Below are 17,338 nucleotides of genomic sequence, written 5' to 3' on the forward strand. Positions count from 1 at the left end.
CATATTTAATCAATTAACTTTCTTACATCAAAGGTGCAAAAACTCTTAGAACCACGCGCCATAAAGTACTATACCACTTAACTTTGTTAATCTCTTCTAAAGTTATCTCTTTACTTTTATCTAATGTATCCATAAAATCCTTCTTAATATCGTATACAGTATTGGTTTTATACATCCAAACACCGCACTCAAAATGAAGATAAAGACTTCTAAAATCCATATTTATACTGCCTACAACTCCGTATTCATTATCACAAACATAAGTTTTTGAATGTATGAAGCCTGGCATATACTCATAAATTTTAACTCCGCTCTCAATTAAAACTTTATAGTAGGATTTAGTTACAGAATGAACAATTTTTTTGTCTGGTATGTGTGGGGTAATAATTCTAACATCTACTCCTCCCTTTGCGGCAGAGGTCAGTGCTGTTACCATCTCGTTTCCTATAACTAAATAAGGTGTAGTAATATAAACATATTTTGTAGCCTTACTTATCAAGTTCATATATATAATTTCCCCAACAGGTTCTCCGTCTAATGGGCTATCCGCAAATGGCTGAACATATCCCTCTCTAGAAGAAAATTCTTTTTCAATATTCTTTTTGAATGTATTAAAGTCCTCATCTATTCCTCTAAGAAAGCTCCACATAGATAAAAACATAACTGATAAATTCCAAGCTGCTTTTCCTTCCACTTTAATTGCAGTATCCTTCCAATAGCCATACTTTTGATATTTATTTATGTACTCATCCGATAGATTTATTCCACCAGTAAATCCTACCAAACCATCAATTACTGCAATTTTCCTATGATCTCTATTATTAAATTTAAAAGATACCATAGGAATGAGAGGATTGAATACGCAGCATTTAATGCCAATTTTCTCAAGTTCTTTATGATATCCGTTAGGCAGAGTAAACATACACCCTATGTCATCATATATAACTCTGACCTCCACTCCTTCTTGTACCTTATCTCTTAATATTTGTAAAACACTATTCCACATAACTCCTTCTTTAATAATAAAGTATTCAAGGAAAATATATTGTTTTGCTTTTTTAAGTTGTTCTATAAGTTCGTTAAATGTTTCTTCTCCTGTTGAAAAATATTCTGCCTTTGTGTATTTATATGGAGGAAAAAGAGAATAATTTTGAATATAACTTGATTGATTCGCTGCTGTTTCATTATTATTCCTTATCTCATTTATTATCACTTCACCCTTTATCAATACCGCTCTTGACTTAGCTACTATACACTCCATCTTTTTTCTAGTTCTTCTGCTTAACTTACTTCCGCCAAAAAATAAATAAAATAATCCCCCAAAAAGAGGAAATACTAATATTGGAATAATCCACACAATTTTATATGCTGGATTACTATTATTGTAAAGTATATACAATACTGCAATTATGCTTACTACAATGCTAATTCCATAAAAGAACACAAAATACTCGTTAAATTTTATAATTACAAAAATCAAAACAAATAGCTGTATTAATGCTGAAATAACTACAAAGGTAGCTCTATGAAATATAAATTTTATAAAAAATCTCAATTATTCATCTCCCCATTACTATAGTCCTTTTGCAGTATTTATATCAGTCTTATTATATGATTATATGTAAACTCTTATTAACACTTAAATAATTTCTTTTATAAGATTTTAAGCCTAAATCAAAAATAAAGAGTCTTGCGACTCCTTATTTTTAATCCAATATTTCATTTGATTTAGCTACTACCTCTGATAATTGCTGAGCAGATGGATCATAAGGTTTCGTCCAACCCTTATTTACTGACAATTCGTTAATTGCTGCATTACTTCCTATAAGCTGATTAAGGCTTGATGAGTAAACTGCTCTTAACTCTGGTGTCGTGCTTATAAGTGTTGCATTTAAATAAGCACCTGCAGAACTTTTAGCACCATCCATCATAACTCCAGCTATAACTTGATCATCTATATCTGTGTTTCCTTTTACTATACTTCCTAAAATAGTCGACATGCTACTTTCCCCCTTTACCTTATAACACTATTTTCGTTTATAAATTGTTGTAAGCCTTTTATTCTGCCCTCTGCTTCTAGTATTCCTGCCTCTGCTTGTTTCTTTAAATCCTCATCTTTTATAATTGATTCCATAGCCCTAGAAACTGCTAAACCATCATTTTCTGCTTTTAACAATCCTGATAAAGAAAGCATTTCTGCCTCAGAAAGTCTTCTCATTTTCAATCCTCCCTTCTAATAATATCTTTACTAATCCGAGTTAGTATATGTAGTTATCTATATATTAAACTTCCTATTTCATAATAAATATGAAGTTGAAACATCAGACTTTTATGATATCGTTAAACACAAATGGTTATATTTTAATGTAATTATATTTTTTGTATATTTATCTATACTTTTACTTAAAAAAGGAGTAAAATTATGTAATAAGATATATTATATAATAATAACTTGTGTGGGGTGATATAGACTGTGGAAAACTTTTCAGATAAAGATGAATTAATACACAAATGGGATAGCTTTATTGGTACTGTAGAAAAAAATCCTACACTCAGACCATTAACTATGGAATCATGGAAAAGGTGCAAAAATATGGGCGTCAATCCTAAACATATTAAATTAAAAACTCTTTCTCATAATGAGCTAAATGATAAAATTTCAAACAATCTTCATTTAATAAAAATTGTAAAACCTTATTTTGATTATTTATTCTTACGTGTTACTAACATACCATTTTTAATTGCCTTAGCAGATAGCAAAGCTTGGATTATTAACATCAGCGGTAATGTAAATGATTTCGGAGAAAAAAAATTTAGATTTTGCCTTGGTTCTAATTGTTCTGAAAAATATATTGGTAATAATGGAATAGGTACTTGTCTTACTTGCGGTAAACCAATAATAATATACGGAAGAGAACACTTTGTTAATGCTTATGCTTCTTTTACCTGCATAGGTGTGCCTATTAAAGTAAATAAGAAAATTGTTGGAGCTATAGACGTATGCATACCAAATAAGTATGCACATCCATCTATATTTGACCTTACTATATCATGTGTGGAGTCTATTCAAAGCACTCTTTCAATTATTGACCGTAGTTCTATTAAAAACTCACCTAATATGAATCTATCGAGAACTTCAAAGCTTCTAGCAACTGCAGTTCATGACCTAAAGAATCCATTATCAGTAATAAGAGGATTAGGACAACTAGGTAAACTAACCTCTGATAAAGCTAAGGCAGATTATTATTTTGATAAAGTAATAAAACAAGCTGATGAACTAAATACTATGGTTGTGGAACTTCTAAGCATATTTAGTCCTCCAAAAATCAAACCGATGGAAATATCTAAAATTATTAAAGATGTTATAGAAGAATTTGAGCCACAATGTAACTCCAAAAAAATATCCTTAAACATTATAAATAGTAACAGCAGCTATGCTAACATTTCAGAACCTCTTTTTAAAAGGGCTATTAGAAACCTCATATCTAATGCAATCCAAGCAATTGATATTGATGGTTCTATCGAAATTAAAATTAAACAAGAGAATAAACATATAATACTTTCTATTACAGATACTGCTGGTGGAATACCTGAAGAATTAAGGGATAATTTATTTGAGCCCTTTACCTTTAAAAGAAGCGGAGGTACAGGACTAGGTTTGTTCATGGTATACCATACAATTACAAATACTCATAATGGGGAAATGTGGTTTCATACTACTCCTGGTAATGGTACTACATTTTTTATAAAACTACCCATAGCAAATCCAACCAGTGATCTTGATATGGATAAATATAATTTAATGATGTAATTTAAATGAAATTAAAAAAATGCCTCCCATATAATTAATAAAATAGAAACACCCCCCTTATATTACAGCTCTAATTTGTTATATAAAATATTTTTTATGGAACAATAATAATCAAGCTATGTATAAGGGAGGAATTAGTTTTGCTATCAATTTCTAAGCAATATAAAATAAGGTTTACAATCTTAATATTAATTATATTGATTATATCTCCTTCATTTAATGCTGTGGCAGCTCTTAAAACTCCTTCAGAGGCTGACAAAGAAATTTTAAGAGCAGAAGTTGAAAAAATTTATAATATACGTTCTTCTTGTCTTGTATCTGGAGATACTAGCCCATTAAAAGAGGTATTTGATAGTTCAAAAAAGCTTGGTAAATACACACTAGAGCATGAAATAAAACGTGTGAAATACTTAAAGAAATGGTCAGAAGATCGCGGTATTCAGTTTAAAAACATACAATCCTTTGTAAGAGTTAAAAGAGTTATGCCAAGGGGCTCTTTTGTAAGGCTTGCTTTAGAGGAATCTTACAAATTCGATTATATATATAAGGATGATCCAGAACCTAAACTGAATTCTTTTGGAGTAGGAATTAGACATACAACAAGTTTAGCTAGAAAAAATGATAAATGGGTAATTTCTAGTGATTGGTACACTGACTGCTTTGAGGATGCACTTCAATCCTTTACTGCAGATGCAGAACCTCCTTCAACTCCACCAAATTACAATTTTTTTGCAGAAAAGAAAACCTTAAATACCTCAGTACGCTATGGAGCATATGATAGATTAAAAGCAATAGCCTATGCTGATAAATACTGCGGAGCAGCTTGGGGCAGTGGAAATGACTTTAAATACAACCCTAAATATATGGATTTTAATGGAGCAGGCGGGGATTGTACAAATTTCGTTTCTCAAGCTTTAGGTGATAAAGAAGGAGGCGGTCTTTCACAAGATGGATCTTGGCGCTGTCCTCTTACTAAATACGGAAGAGCTTCTGGAAGTAGAGCATGGAGCAATGCAGATGGACTAAAAGAGTACCTTATATACAGTGGTAAAGGAAGTATTGTTAAAGTAGGAACCTTTAAAGAACTTGCCATTCCAACTCCTAGTAATCCAGATCCAGCCATATCAAAATTAGATTTTGGCGATATTGTTTGTTATGAAAAAGGAAGAGGTAATATAGATCACTTTGCTCTAATAACCTCCTTTGATTCCCACGGTTATCCACTAGTCAATTCACATACTACCGATAGATATCATGTGCCCTGGGATCTTGGTTGGGGCGATAAAAAAATAAGGTTTTTTCTCATTCGCATACACTAATTAAAAAATGTAATAAGGCAAAGTATTAAATAAATGACTTTGCCTTATATTCTTCTTTACATGTAGCAAAGTGTTATAATTATCTTATATTTCTATATTTTAAGTGTACATGCTATTAAATATAATAAAACTTAAAGGAAGTGACAGTTAATGGATATAACTAATATAAAAGAAATGAATTATGAAGAAGTATTTAGTATAACTATTACAGTAGATAAACCTATTTTAATTGGTCAAGATGATATTGTTGGAAGACGTCAGCTCATACCAATTATATCTGGAAAGGTAAGTGGTAATAACTTCAATGGAAAAGTTCTTCCAGGCGGAATTGACAGTCAGATTGTTCGTCCAGATGGTAAGTGTGAACTTTCAGCAAGATATGCAATAAGATTAGATGATGGTGCTGCTATCTATATTGAAAACAATGGAATTCGTACAGTACCAGATGAATACATAGAGGCTGTAAAAAGCGGTGAATTCGTAGATCCTAATGCTTATTATTTTCGTACAATTCCAACCTTTGAAACATATTCTCCAAAATATAAGTGGATGATGAACCATATATTTGTCTGCTGTGCTTCTAGGTTACCAGAAAATGTGCTTCTAAAATTTTATAAAATTTCTTAAATGATTTTAATTCTTTATATAAGGAGCCACATTTTATTGAGGTGGATATTTTAGAATTCTATGTATAATGGGGTGACAGTGTTGAAAATAAGCGTAAAACAAATGGATTATGAGACTGCAAAACAAATTACAAAATGGAATTATGAAAAACCTTTTTCTATCTATAATATGAATGAAAGTGATGAGTGTATAAAGGAATTACTTAGTGGCTATTATTTTTCAGCCTATGATGATAAAAATTATATTGTAGGTTATTATGGTTTTGGTGAGGCCGCCCAGATTCCTGTAGGTGAACAATTAGGCATTTACTCATATAAGAATATTACTGATATAGGCATAGGCTTAAATCCAAACCTTTGTGGTCAAGGTTTAGGTTTTGATTTCTTTTGCTGCGGATTAGACTTTGCAAGAAACACACTATGTGCAAAGGATTTTCGCCTAACAGTAGCAACCTTTAACAAACCAGCAATAAAAATATATACAAAACTAGGTTTTAAGAAAATCACTTCTTTTAAAGCAATGTCAACCACTGGAGAAATTGAATTTTGGGTAATGACGCTATGTATTTAAAAACAGTAAAAAAAGAGAGCTTAGCCAGTTCTCTTTTTTATAAATCATTATTTTATACTATATATATTTGTCAGTTTTTCTATATTTAAAAGCATCCTTTTTAAACTTATGTAAAAATATTAATTACTTGCAATTAGAATTTATTTCCATAATATATTTTCAATACAGCTTTTACAAGTGCCATAAAAATTATAACTCCTGCTAGAGTAAAAAACACCAACTGATTAATAAAACCGGCAGCAACTGCTACTGCACCAATTATGCCCAAAGCAAAATTAAATCCAGTAACCCCAATTTTGTCGTTAATCATTTTTGTTCTCTCGTCATTTTCTTCTATATACAACTTTTTCAATTCATTTTCATCTCTTAGTGCTTTTGTATATTTTCCCATTAATAAAAGCATAACTATCTCTATGCCTAGAAAAATTCCTATTTGAAATCCATGAATCATATCGGATATATCATTACTCGGCATTCTATTAGTATATACACTTGTAAGTGCTATAAAAATAACAGCTACAGCATTAACTCCCCCCATAATATACATTCTTTTCTTTAAACTCACCTTAAACTCTTTCATCCTATAGTTCCTCCTCTATTTCCGAAAAATCAAAAATCTCTTCAATTGTTAATCCAAAATAATGTGCTATTTTATAGGCCAAAACTAATGATGCAGTATATTTTTCGCGCTCAAGTGAAGTTATTGTTTGTCTCGTTACCCCAACAGCTAATGCCAATTCCTCTTGGGATAACTTATGTTGTTTTCTCAACTCTTGAATTCGTGTTTTCAAATAACCATCCTCCTTGCAATGTTCGCTTTGCATTTTTAGTATAGTTTACTTTGCATATAATGTCAAGCTTGCTTTGCAAATATATCTATATTGTTTTTTAATAGCCAAAATTTTTCCTCATAAAATCATTGACAAGCTTCATATAAATCTGTATTATATAGATACAGATTTTAGTATACCTACTTGTATACTAGGAATATGATTTGCTAGGATAAGAACCAGTAACATAGCGGAAACTTACAGAGAAAAATCTCCAAGGCTGAAAGGGATTTTAAGTATGAACTATGTGAATGCATCTTTGAGCACTGCTCCGAACTTTGTAGGCAGCAGCGGATACGCACGTTAAAGCGTTATGGTATTTTTTATACCTTAAAACGAGATACCTTAACTTTACGTTTTGGTAATTAGAGTGGTACCGTGGAATTCAACTTCTGCCTCTAACTATGAGGATAGAAGTTTTTTGTTTTTATAATAATATAATTAAAGTATTTTAAAACAATAATTAATAAATTTTGGAGGTCGTAACAATGAAAAGAAAAGGCATATTTGCAAGTGCTGTATTAGCATTAACTTTAGTAATAGGTATTACAGGCTGCTCAAGCAGCTCTAGTCAAAAGACTGCTTCTCAAAACTCTCTTGAAAAAATAAAAAGTGAAGGTAAACTTCGTATTGGTACTGAAGGCACATACGCTCCTTTCACTTTCCATGATAGTAAAGGCAATTTAACAGGTTTTGATGTTGATATCGCTAAAGAAGTATCCAAACGTATAGGAGTTAAACCAGAATTTGTTGAAACAAAATGGGATGGAATGTTTGCAGGTTTAGATGCCGGAAGATTTGATGTGGTTCTAAATGAAGTTGCAATAAAACCAGATCGTAAAGTAAAATACGATTTTTCAACACCTTATATAACATCTAGAGCCGTACTTATAGTAAAAAAAGATAATAATACTATAAAATCCTTTAGCGATTTAAAAGGCAAAAAATCAGCTCAATCCCTAACAAGTAACCTTGGAAACATCGCAAAGAACAACGGAGCAGAGCTTATTCAGGTTGATGGCTTTAATGAAGCTGTAGATCTTTTAACTTCAAACAGAGTAGATGCTACAATTAACGATAGTTTATCTTACTTGGATTTAAAAAAGCAAAAACCGGATGCTCCTATAAAATCAGTAGCTAATTACAACAATGCTTCTGAAAGTGCAGCTATGTTTAAAAAGGGTAGTAACAATAAAGAGCTTATAGCTGCTGTAAACAAAGCTTTAAAAGATATGAAGTCAGATGGCACATATCTAAAAATATCAAAAAAATGGTTTGGTACTGATGTATCAAAATAGTAAGGTGATTTTATGAATTTCGATACTAACACATTAAGAATAATAAAAATTTTAGAAGATTCTTTCTTACCATTATTAACAGCGGGACTGAAATTTACAGTCCCTCTTACACTTATTTCATTTATTTTAGGCCTACTCCTTGCATTGGTTACAGCTTTAGCTAGAATATCAAATATTAAGCCTTTAGAGCTTTTAGCTAGATTTTACGTATCAATTATAAGAGGTACTCCACTACTTGTTCAATTATTCATAATCTTTTTTGGACTTCCAACTGTTGGAGTAACTATAAAACCTTTGACAGCGGCAATAATAGGTTTTACTTTAAGCGTAGGAGCCTACAATTCAGAGGTTATACGTGCTGCAATTTTATCTATTCCTAAGGGACAATGGGAAGCTGCTTCTTCTATAGGAATGACCTATACTCAATCGCTTGTAAGAGTAGTACTACCTCAAGCTGCAAGAGTTTCTGTTCCACCTCTAGCTAATTCCTTTATAAGCCTTGTTAAGGATACTTCACTTGCAGCTACTATCACTGTAGCAGAAATGTTTCAAGTTGCTCAAAGAATAACTGCAACAACCTATGAGCCTCTTTGGATGTATATTGAAGCTGCTTTCATTTACTATATTTTCTGTAGTCTTCTTACATTAATTCAACACTATTTAGAAAAGAAACTGGCTAGATATACAACAAGATAGAGGAGGAAATACTATGATAACCATAAGTAATTTACACAAAAGCTTTGGAAATACTGAAATTTTAAAAGGTATAGACCTTAACGTAAACAAAGGAGAAACTACAGTTATTATAGGTCCATCTGGTTCAGGCAAAACTACTCTTTTAAGATGTATCAACCTCTTAGAGACTCCAAATAAGGGCTCTATAACTGTTGGAAATTCAAGCATAGATTTTGATAACAATAATTCTTTTTATACTAGCGATGTAATTAATCTAAGAAAAAAGACAGGAATGGTCTTTCAAAGCTTCAACTTGTTTCCTCACATGACAGTACTTCAAAACATAATGGAAGGTCAGGTTACTGTGCTAAAACGTTCAAAATCCGAAGCTAGAAAAAAAGCACTTCTCCTTCTTGAGAAAGTAGGTCTTTCGGAAAAACAAGATCAATATCCTCATGAACTTTCAGGTGGTCAGCAGCAAAGGGTAGCAATAGCCCGTGCAATGGCAATGGATCCTGAAGTGCTTTTATTTGATGAACCAACCTCTGCCCTTGATCCCGAATTGGAAGCAGAAGTACTAAAAGTAATGAAAGAACTTTCAAACGAAGGAATGACTATGATTGTAGTAACTCATAAAATGAGCTTTGCTAAAGACGCAGCTCATAGAGTTATTTTTATGGATAACGGAACTATTATTGAAGCTGGAACTCCAGAACATGTCTTTACAGCTTCAACCAATCCACGCGTAAAGCAATTTTTAAATATAGTAAGTGACTAAAAAAGAGATAGAAAATAAACCAACTTCTTCCGTTTTTAGGTGCAAAGCGAAAGAATCACCTATAAAATAGCATATAAAATAACAAAAAAATCACACTAACCATTAGTGTGATTTTTTAATGTTAATAGTACCTACTTTAGTATTGTGCAGTATTTTAAATAAAAAAATATCGCAAATCTATTCCTCTTTCTGAATAGTGCGATATTCCAATTTACTATTAAATTTTCATATATACTAACATCTATAAGCCACTCTATAAATTGGAATTTGTCACACTGTCAACTGAAATAATATTTCAAATCCTAGCAATCCCAATCCAGTAAGTAATAGAATAGAACTCATTTGCCTTTTCTGAAAGCTCTTTTTTCTGTTTAATAAAAAATATAAACAAATACCTATTATTACAGTTCCCCAAACTGCTCCTAACATATGCATATACCCCTCTATATGTATAATTTTATTAATCCCTTCTGATAAAAAAACAGCGGGCAACAAATTAGAAGTCAGTGTATCCAACCAATACTCAGATTTATTATGACGATATGCTCCATATCCAAAAATTGTTCCACCAACAACTGCACACGCTAACCACAGAAGTATATAATAGTCGCCAAACTGAAATGTATGCATATTTATAATAGATTCAAACCAATAATAGGAAAGTACACAAAAAATCAATGTATTTATACAGATTGCAATTGTTTTTATCATCGTCTTTCTCAATAGTAGTGACGTATAAAATGCAAAAATAATCCATACTGCCCCAGAATTGGCCAAACTATTGAAACTACCAGGAAGATATTTTTGTCCAAATACTGTAAAGACTCCAACTATGCAGCCAATCATTATTGATAATATACCATTCATAATATTACTTTTCATTGAAATATACCTCGCAAATTATAATTTATCTTTTAGTTAATTATATCATATTTCGTAAATATCACACTATTCCGTTTTTAAAGAACACTTCTATAATTACTACGTCAAATCTACATAGGTCGTAACAACCTTTTTATTAATTAATTCCATGTATTTATATGTTTTTATCTTATAACAAAAGTATAAATCAATTCAAATTTATATTGTAAATAACATATAAAACATCATAGAAAATAGCAATAAATTTAGCAGTTAGAATTACATGATTTTGGGTTATATTTTTGATTGCTATTTTAAATGTGATTTACTTTTAAAGCAAGTTAAAATCACAGGTTTGACTTACGTGATTATATGTTATTTTATAGTTTTGCACCCCTTATCGGAAACCGTTGAAAATAAACTACCTCTTTTTTAATTACATTAACTTATCTATAATCGGTGATACAAAAAGTATCAATGATAAAATTATTATAAATGCTACAGTTAAGTACACAATTACATTTTGAAGCTTATTATTAATATACTTTCCCATAATGTCCTTATTATTTATTAATAATACCATGAATATAAGGATTACTGGAGATAGTATCCCTGCAATTTGCTGGGTTATAAGCATAATTCCTACCAAAGATAATTTAGGCACAAGTACCAAAGCAGCACTAAATAAAATCATGAAAGTAAAAATCCCGTAAAAAGTTTTAGCTTCACTAAATGAATTATCAAGCCCACTTTCAAATCCAAAGGCTTCACAAATAGCATAAGTTGTAGATAACGGTATTACCATTGTAGCTAGCACTGACGCACCAAATAAGCCTGCTGCAAAGAGTATTGTAGCATAGTTACCAGCTAAAGGCTTTAATGCCATGGCAGCCTGTTCTGCACTATCTATTTTAATACCTGCTTTATAAAGTGTTACTGCTGTACAAACAATTATAAAAAAAGATACCAGGTCTCCCCAAATAGCCCCTAAATACACATCTATCTTTTCATATTTATATTCCTTTACACTAAGCCCTTTATCAACAACAGAAGATTGTAGATAAAACTGCATATAAGGTGTTATGGTTGTACCTATCATCCCTATAAGTGTTAAGACATATCCTTTTGTAAAACTCAAACTTGGTGTAATTGTAGCTTTCATAACTACATTCCAATTAGGATGAACCTTTATGCAGGTTATAATATAAGTGAAGAAAACAAAAGTAAACGCTAAAAAAACTTTTTCTGTTTTCTCGTAAGATCCTTTTGTAATAACGAACCATACCAAAAATGCCATAATAGGCACAGTTATATATTTACTGATTCCAAACAGCTCTAAGCTGGCTGCAATTCCCGCAAAATCTCCAACACATACTCCAAAGTTAGCTATAAATAATATGCACATAGCAAATAGTGACCACTTAACGCCATAGTTTTCCCTTATTAAATCTGATAGTCCTTTTCCTGTAACCACAGCCATTCTTGCATTCATTTCTTGTATTATAGCTAAACTAAAAGTTATTAATAAAAGTCCCCAGAGCATTTTATAGCCATACGATGCTCCTACCGTTGCATAGGTTGCTATACCCCCTGCATCATTACCCGCATTAACAGTTATTAGTCCTGGTCCAATAATACCTAGTATAAACAACAGCTTGTTCTTCTTCTTCATTCAGTTTTCCCTCCTCAATGCAGGAGAGCAAACCTTTATGTTAAAACAATTGAAGCAGCTTTCCCACATTTATAATTTTTGATATACGAGTCTTTTTAATGCATAAATTACTAGGGTCTGCTTCCATTGATTCCACCTCCAAACAAAAAATAAAAAAAGCCCCATAAAGGCTCTATAAAACAACAACAAAAATACACTATCTTTCGTTGAGCTTTAGCACTATATAGCTTTGGGTAATCCCAGCTACATTAAGTAAAACCTTAATTCGGTAGTACCTGTTAACCCATTGGCATCTTTCGATATTTTTGGGCAGTAGCATATATCTATATAGGAGCCTCACCTAACAATACATTATTAAATTCATCTTCTAAATAATAATACAAATAAGTATTACTGTCAATGTTTCACTTTCATAATCAGAATAATTTTCTTATATGTTGGAAAAATAAAATATTTAATATATAAGAAAGGAGGTGACATCATGTTACTAAAAGAAAATACAGCAAAAGATAAAGGTATTGACAGCACTCTAGATTTACTTAAAGAGGGCTATTTATTTATCAAAAATAGAGCTGATCACTATCAATCTGATTTATTTGAAACTCGCTTAATGGGGCAAAGGATAATTTGCATGACAGGAGAGGAAGCTGCAAGAATATTTTATGATTCTGATAAATTTAAAAGACAAGGTGCTGCTCCCAAAAGAGTACAAGAAACACTTTTGGGGGAAAATGCAATTCAAACCCTAGATGGAGAATCTCATCTTCATCGTAAAAAGCTTTTTATGTTACTTACTAACCAAGTTCAACAAAAAAGATTAGCTGAACTTACAACGGAAAAATGGGAAGCTTCTGCCTCTAAATGGCATACTAAAAGTATTGTGCTTTTTAATGAAGCCAATGAAATACTATGTCAAGTAGCATGCCACTGGGCGGGTGTTCCTTTGATGGAATCTGATATAAAAAATAGAGCAGAAGACTTCAGTTCTATGATAGATTCCTTTGGTGCAGTTGGTCCTCGTCATTGGAAGGGAAAAAAGGCACGAAATACAATTGAAGCTTGGATAAAAGAAATTATAGAAAATGTCCGCTCTGGAAGAATAAGGGCTGAAGAAGGTTCTCCTCTACATGAAATAGCTTTTTATATAGATGTTAATGGACAGCAAATGCCTGCTGAAATGGCTGCCATAGAACTTATTAATATACTACGTCCTATTGTAGCTATTTCAACCTTTATCACCTTTTCTGCCCTTGCTCTATATGAACATTCGGAATATAGAGAAAAGCTACAATCAAAAGACATAAGATATCTTGAAATGTTTACACAAGAAGTTCGACGCTATTACCCTTTTGCTCCTTTTGTTGGTGCGAGGGTACGAAAAGATTTTTTATGGAATAACTGTGAATTTAAAAAGGAAATGCTAGTTCTACTTGATATTTATGGTACTAACCACGATTCACGCATATGGCAGAAACCTTACGAATTCATTCCGGACAGATTCAGAAGCTATAAAGGCAATTTGTTTGATTTTATACCACAAGGTGGAGGTGATCCTAGTAGTACGCATCGCTGCCCTGGAGAAGGTATTACTTTAGAAATTATGAAAACAAGTTTAGATTTTCTTTCTACAAAAATTGACTTCACCGTTCCAGACCAAGACTTAAGCTATAGCCTTTCTAAAATACCAACATTGCCAAAAAGCGGTTTTATTATAGATAATATTAATCTAAAGCTTTAATTTTGGAATTAATTTACATTCATTACATTAATCATAAGCTTTTTCTCACATTATATATTAAATGATTAATAAACAATAATTTAAAACAAAAAAATGAATAATATAACGTCATTTAGTCAATTATATTCAAAGTAGGAGGTGATACTAATGTCAAACAATAACAATAATAACAACAACAACAGAAACAATAACAATAACAATGACAACAACAGAAACAACAACAACAATAATAACAATAACAACAATAACAACAGAAACAACAACAACAACAATAACAAATAGTTTCATCTACAAGTTTTTTACGGGAGCAGTTTTTGCTTGCTCCTATAAAACAAATAAAGTGATAGCAAAACAACCTAATGTTTTGCTATCACTTTTACTATTTCTCATAAAAATATTTTTTAGGAACTCTTTCAGTAATGCATTGTATTTGCTCATCTACATAGCTTCCAAGACTTTTACAAGCCTCTAACCAAGTTATGCTTTCATCGCCTTGATTTCCTACAATAACAGCTTCATCTAGCTCCTTTACTGTTTCATCTATGTTTGAAATATCTACCATTAAACCATCCATAAAATAATTCACTACCGGAACCCTCTTACCTGCTACTAATACCTCCTTCCAACCTCTACTGATACCATCACCATATCCAAAAGCAATGATAGCAACTTTTGAATCCTTTTTTGCTACAAAAGTACTTCCATAACCTCCAGCCTCACCTGCTCTTATTGTTCTAACCTTCATAATCCGCCCTTTTAACTCCATTAGTGTTTTTATACCTTTTGGCATATTTCTCTGCCCCTGTTCGTGCTCCAAGCCAAATAAAAGGGTTCCACACCGAACCATATCATAATGAGCTTCTGGATATCTTATTATGCCAGTGGAATTAGCTGCATGAATTATTCTAGGTCTTAATTTTTGTTTTTGAAGTTGAAATATAATATTATTAAAGCACTCAATCTGCTTATGAGTAAAATCAGGGTTGTAATCGGGGTCCTGAAAGTGAGTATATACTCCATCCACTTGAACATGCAGATACTTTTCATGAATTTCTCTAATAAACTTTACTGCATTTTCTGGATTTACTCCATACCTATTTAAACCTGTATTTATCTTTACATGCAATTTAACTATAGTATCATTTTGTGAAGCACTTTGATCTAATGCTTCTACAATCTCTTCACTATCTACCATTGGAATTATATTATATCTAATAACCCAAGCTGCTTGCGATGGAGAAATTGGTGCAAGCAGCATAATGGGAGTTTTAATACCAGCCTTTCTCAGGGTAAAAGCCTCAATCAATCTAACAACCCCAAAGACATCACATTTTAAATTTATCAATTCTTTTGCAATTGGACGTATTCCATGTCCATAGGCATCTCCCTTTAAGACCGCCATGAATTTTGTATTAGGTTTTAAAAATCCTTGAATAATATCAAAATTACGCTTAAGCTGACTTAAATTAATTTCAGCCTTGTTAACCTCAGGTATATTACAATTTACAGCTTCCTCTTCACTTATAGCAATAGAATTTGTGATATTATATACTGTTTTTTTCTCCATATTAGGTGCCTACCTTCTCTCTAATAATTCTTATCTTTTAGACTGTAGACAATCTCTCCATTGATTATAGTGTACATAGTTTTTGTAAAGGTCTCCATTGGATTACCATCAAAAATTGCAATATCTGCATCCTTATTCACTTCAATACTTCCAACTCTATTAGCCACATTACATATCTCAGCTGGATTTATTGTAATTGCTTTAAGTCCTTCCTCTATTCCCAATCCCTCTTTTGCTGCAAGCCCTGCGCAGATTAAAAGATCTTGTATTCTTGTAACAGGATGATCTGTTGTAATTGCTACTTTTACGCCTTCATTATGCAGTATACCTGCTGTTTTAAAATCTGCATATTGAGTTTCAATTTTATTTCTTGAGGTTAATGTAGGACCAACTATTGCTGGAAAACCAGATTCTTTTATCTCCTTTGCAACTAAATGCCCTTCTGTGCAATGATCAAGTGTTAAATTCAAATTAAACTCCTTTGCTATACGTATTGCTGTCAAAATATCATCCGCTCTATGAACATGTGCCTTTAATGGAATTTTCTTATCAAATACAGGTACCCAGCATTCCTTTCTGAACTCTTTGTTAAAGCTGTCACCTGACTTTTCAGCATTCTTCCTTTTCTCATAATACTGCTGTGCCTCGAAAAGTTCTTCTCTTAACATGGCTGCTATAGCTATACGCGTTGATGGCATCATATTCTTTTTATCATAATTTGCTTTGGGGTTTTCTCCAAAAGCAATTTTCATAGCTGAAGGCTGCAAAACAACCATCTTGTCTATTGCTCTTCCATAGGTCTTTAAAAACATCCATTGACCTCCTACTACATTTGCACTTCCAGGGCCAACCATTATACCTGTAATTCCCGCAGTTAATGCAGTATAAAAAGCAGAGTCCATAGGATTAATTCCATCTAATGCTCTAAGATAAGGTGTTACAGGATTTGTCATTTCATTACAATCATTACCCTCAAAGCCTCTCTTCTCTTCTTGAATCCCAACATGGCAGTGTGCTTCTATAATTCCTGGCATAACCCAAAATCCATCTGCATCAATTATTTCACAGCTTTCATCTACATCGATATTTTCTCCCACCTTTATAATTTTACCGTTATCTATCAAAACGCTTCCACTATCATAATTCACTCCTGTCATGGTAAGTATCTTTCCATTTTTAATAAGTAACATAGCTTTTTTCATCCCTTCCATTAATTAAATACTAGCTATATGTTTACAAGTTATATATGTAAATAAAATAGCTATATGTTATATGTTTCTTCATTATTTAATTATTTATGCTTTATACATTGGACATTAATGACTAGAGCTATATATTTGATTAAAACAAATATTTTTTTACATAGATGAATACTTTTTAATTATATAGAACATAATACTAGTGTAGTAAGAAATCACAATGTTCCGTGATAGCTCAACGGTGGAGCACTCGGCTGTTAACCGATAGGTTGAAGGTTCGAATCCTTTTCACGGAGCCATTTTTATAAAAAAAGAGATAGAGCTTTCTCTATCCCCATTGAGCCAAATCAATGTTTAATTCTAATAAGTAGCTTATACATTTCCTATATTCTA

18 protein-coding genes, 1 tRNA gene and 1 riboswitch are annotated in these 17,338 nt (G+C 31.9%); of the genes, 10 read left to right on the forward strand and 9 right to left on the reverse strand.

What is annotated here, in order from left to right:
• Positions 1-22 precede the first annotated feature (22 nt).
• The 3 genes from cls to CA_RS17075 all read right to left on the reverse strand — a co-directional run bounded on the left by cls (position 23) and on the right by CA_RS17075 (position 2,218).
• Positions 23-1,555 (reverse strand): cardiolipin synthase, encoded by a 1,533-nt coding sequence (gene cls / locus CA_RS17065; RefSeq protein WP_010966588.1) that lies wholly within the window; start codon positions 1,553-1,555, stop codon positions 23-25.
• A gap of 151 nt (positions 1,556-1,706) precedes the next feature.
• On the reverse strand, positions 1,707-2,000 hold the full coding sequence (locus CA_RS17070) for a spore coat protein (RefSeq protein ID WP_010966589.1): 294 nt from the start codon (positions 1,998-2,000) through the stop codon (positions 1,707-1,709).
• A 14-nt stretch (positions 2,001-2,014) separates the two neighbouring features.
• On the reverse strand, positions 2,015-2,218 hold the full coding sequence (locus CA_RS17075; RefSeq protein WP_010966590.1) for a hypothetical protein: 204 nt from the start codon (positions 2,216-2,218) through the stop codon (positions 2,015-2,017).
• A 255-nt stretch (positions 2,219-2,473) separates the two neighbouring features.
• Between CA_RS17075 and CA_RS17080 the strand changes: the two genes are divergently transcribed.
• From CA_RS17080 to CA_RS17095, 4 genes are all read left to right on the forward strand, one after another.
• A complete protein-coding gene (locus CA_RS17080; RefSeq protein ID WP_010966591.1) occupies positions 2,474-3,811 on the forward strand; it encodes an ATP-binding protein in 1,338 nt (445 codons plus the stop codon).
• 140 nt (positions 3,812-3,951) lie between these two features.
• Positions 3,952-5,130, forward strand: coding sequence for an amidase domain-containing protein (locus CA_RS17085; RefSeq protein ID WP_010966592.1), 1,179 nt, complete (start codon positions 3,952-3,954; stop codon positions 5,128-5,130).
• 150 nt (positions 5,131-5,280) lie between these two features.
• Entirely contained in the window at positions 5,281-5,757 is a 477-nt protein-coding gene (locus CA_RS17090; RefSeq protein WP_010966593.1) for a DUF3237 domain-containing protein, read from the forward strand.
• A gap of 78 nt (positions 5,758-5,835) precedes the next feature.
• The gene (locus CA_RS17095) at positions 5,836-6,327 is read left to right on the forward strand and encodes a GNAT family N-acetyltransferase (RefSeq protein ID WP_010966594.1); all 492 of its coding nucleotides are present in this window, start codon (positions 5,836-5,838) and stop codon (positions 6,325-6,327) included.
• Between the two features lie 133 nt (positions 6,328-6,460).
• Here CA_RS17095 and CA_RS17100 read toward each other — a convergent pair whose 3' ends face one another.
• Positions 6,461-6,907 carry a hypothetical protein gene (locus CA_RS17100; RefSeq protein WP_010966595.1) on the reverse strand — a complete coding sequence of 149 codons (447 nt, stop codon included), beginning with the start codon at positions 6,905-6,907 and terminating at the stop codon, positions 6,461-6,463.
• A 1-nt stretch (position 6,908) separates the two neighbouring features.
• The gene (locus tag CA_RS17105; protein WP_010966596.1) at positions 6,909-7,118 is read right to left on the reverse strand and encodes a helix-turn-helix transcriptional regulator; all 210 of its coding nucleotides are present in this window, start codon (positions 7,116-7,118) and stop codon (positions 6,909-6,911) included.
• 527 nt (positions 7,119-7,645) lie between these two features.
• On the opposite strand from CA_RS17105, the gene CA_RS17110 reads away from it, so the two are divergent.
• Genes CA_RS17110 through CA_RS17120 form a run of 3 tightly spaced genes read left to right on the forward strand, consistent with a single transcriptional unit; the run spans position 7,646 to position 9,908 of the window.
• A complete protein-coding gene (locus CA_RS17110; RefSeq protein WP_010966597.1) occupies positions 7,646-8,455 on the forward strand; it encodes an amino acid ABC transporter substrate-binding protein in 810 nt (269 codons plus the stop codon).
• A gap of 12 nt (positions 8,456-8,467) precedes the next feature.
• Entirely contained in the window at positions 8,468-9,151 is a 684-nt protein-coding gene (locus CA_RS17115; protein ID WP_010966598.1) for an amino acid ABC transporter permease, read from the forward strand.
• A gap of 13 nt (positions 9,152-9,164) precedes the next feature.
• A complete protein-coding gene (locus CA_RS17120) occupies positions 9,165-9,908 on the forward strand; it encodes an amino acid ABC transporter ATP-binding protein (RefSeq protein ID WP_010966599.1) in 744 nt (247 codons plus the stop codon).
• A gap of 270 nt (positions 9,909-10,178) precedes the next feature.
• On the opposite strand, the gene CA_RS17125 is transcribed toward CA_RS17120, so the two are convergent.
• The gene (locus tag CA_RS17125) at positions 10,179-10,790 is read right to left on the reverse strand and encodes a DUF6518 family protein (RefSeq protein ID WP_010966600.1); all 612 of its coding nucleotides are present in this window, start codon (positions 10,788-10,790) and stop codon (positions 10,179-10,181) included.
• 415 nt (positions 10,791-11,205) lie between these two features.
• The gene (locus tag CA_RS17130) at positions 11,206-12,441 is read right to left on the reverse strand and encodes an Nramp family divalent metal transporter (protein ID WP_010966601.1); all 1,236 of its coding nucleotides are present in this window, start codon (positions 12,439-12,441) and stop codon (positions 11,206-11,208) included.
• A 191-nt stretch (positions 12,442-12,632) separates the two neighbouring features.
• Positions 12,633-12,796, reverse strand: a riboswitch (M-box (ykoK) riboswitch).
• A 126-nt stretch (positions 12,797-12,922) separates the two neighbouring features.
• Here CA_RS17130 and CA_RS17135 point away from each other — a divergent pair.
• Both CA_RS17135 and CA_RS20380 read left to right on the forward strand, forming a co-directional pair.
• Positions 12,923-14,179, forward strand: a complete 1,257-nt coding sequence (locus tag CA_RS17135) for a cytochrome P450 (RefSeq protein ID WP_010966602.1) — start codon at positions 12,923-12,925, stop codon at positions 14,177-14,179.
• Between the two features lie 147 nt (positions 14,180-14,326).
• Positions 14,327-14,461: a hypothetical protein gene (locus tag CA_RS20380; protein ID WP_278046195.1), complete on the forward strand. Its 135-nt coding sequence runs from the start codon at positions 14,327-14,329 to the stop codon at positions 14,459-14,461.
• Between the two features lie 97 nt (positions 14,462-14,558).
• On the opposite strand, the gene alr is transcribed toward CA_RS20380, so the two are convergent.
• A complete protein-coding gene (alr, locus tag CA_RS17140; RefSeq protein ID WP_010966603.1) occupies positions 14,559-15,746 on the reverse strand; it encodes an alanine racemase in 1,188 nt (395 codons plus the stop codon).
• A gap of 20 nt (positions 15,747-15,766) precedes the next feature.
• Positions 15,767-16,936, reverse strand: coding sequence for an amidohydrolase (locus tag CA_RS17145; protein ID WP_043943599.1), 1,170 nt, complete (start codon positions 16,934-16,936; stop codon positions 15,767-15,769).
• Positions 16,937-17,169: 233 nt separating this feature from the next.
• Here CA_RS17145 and CA_RS17150 point away from each other — a divergent pair.
• Positions 17,170-17,244 (forward strand) — tRNA-Asn (locus CA_RS17150).
• Positions 17,245-17,338 lie beyond the last annotated feature (94 nt).

It is taken from the genome of Clostridium acetobutylicum ATCC 824 (assembly GCF_000008765.1).
GTDB lineage: Bacteria > Bacillota > Clostridia > Clostridiales > Clostridiaceae > Clostridium_S > Clostridium_S acetobutylicum.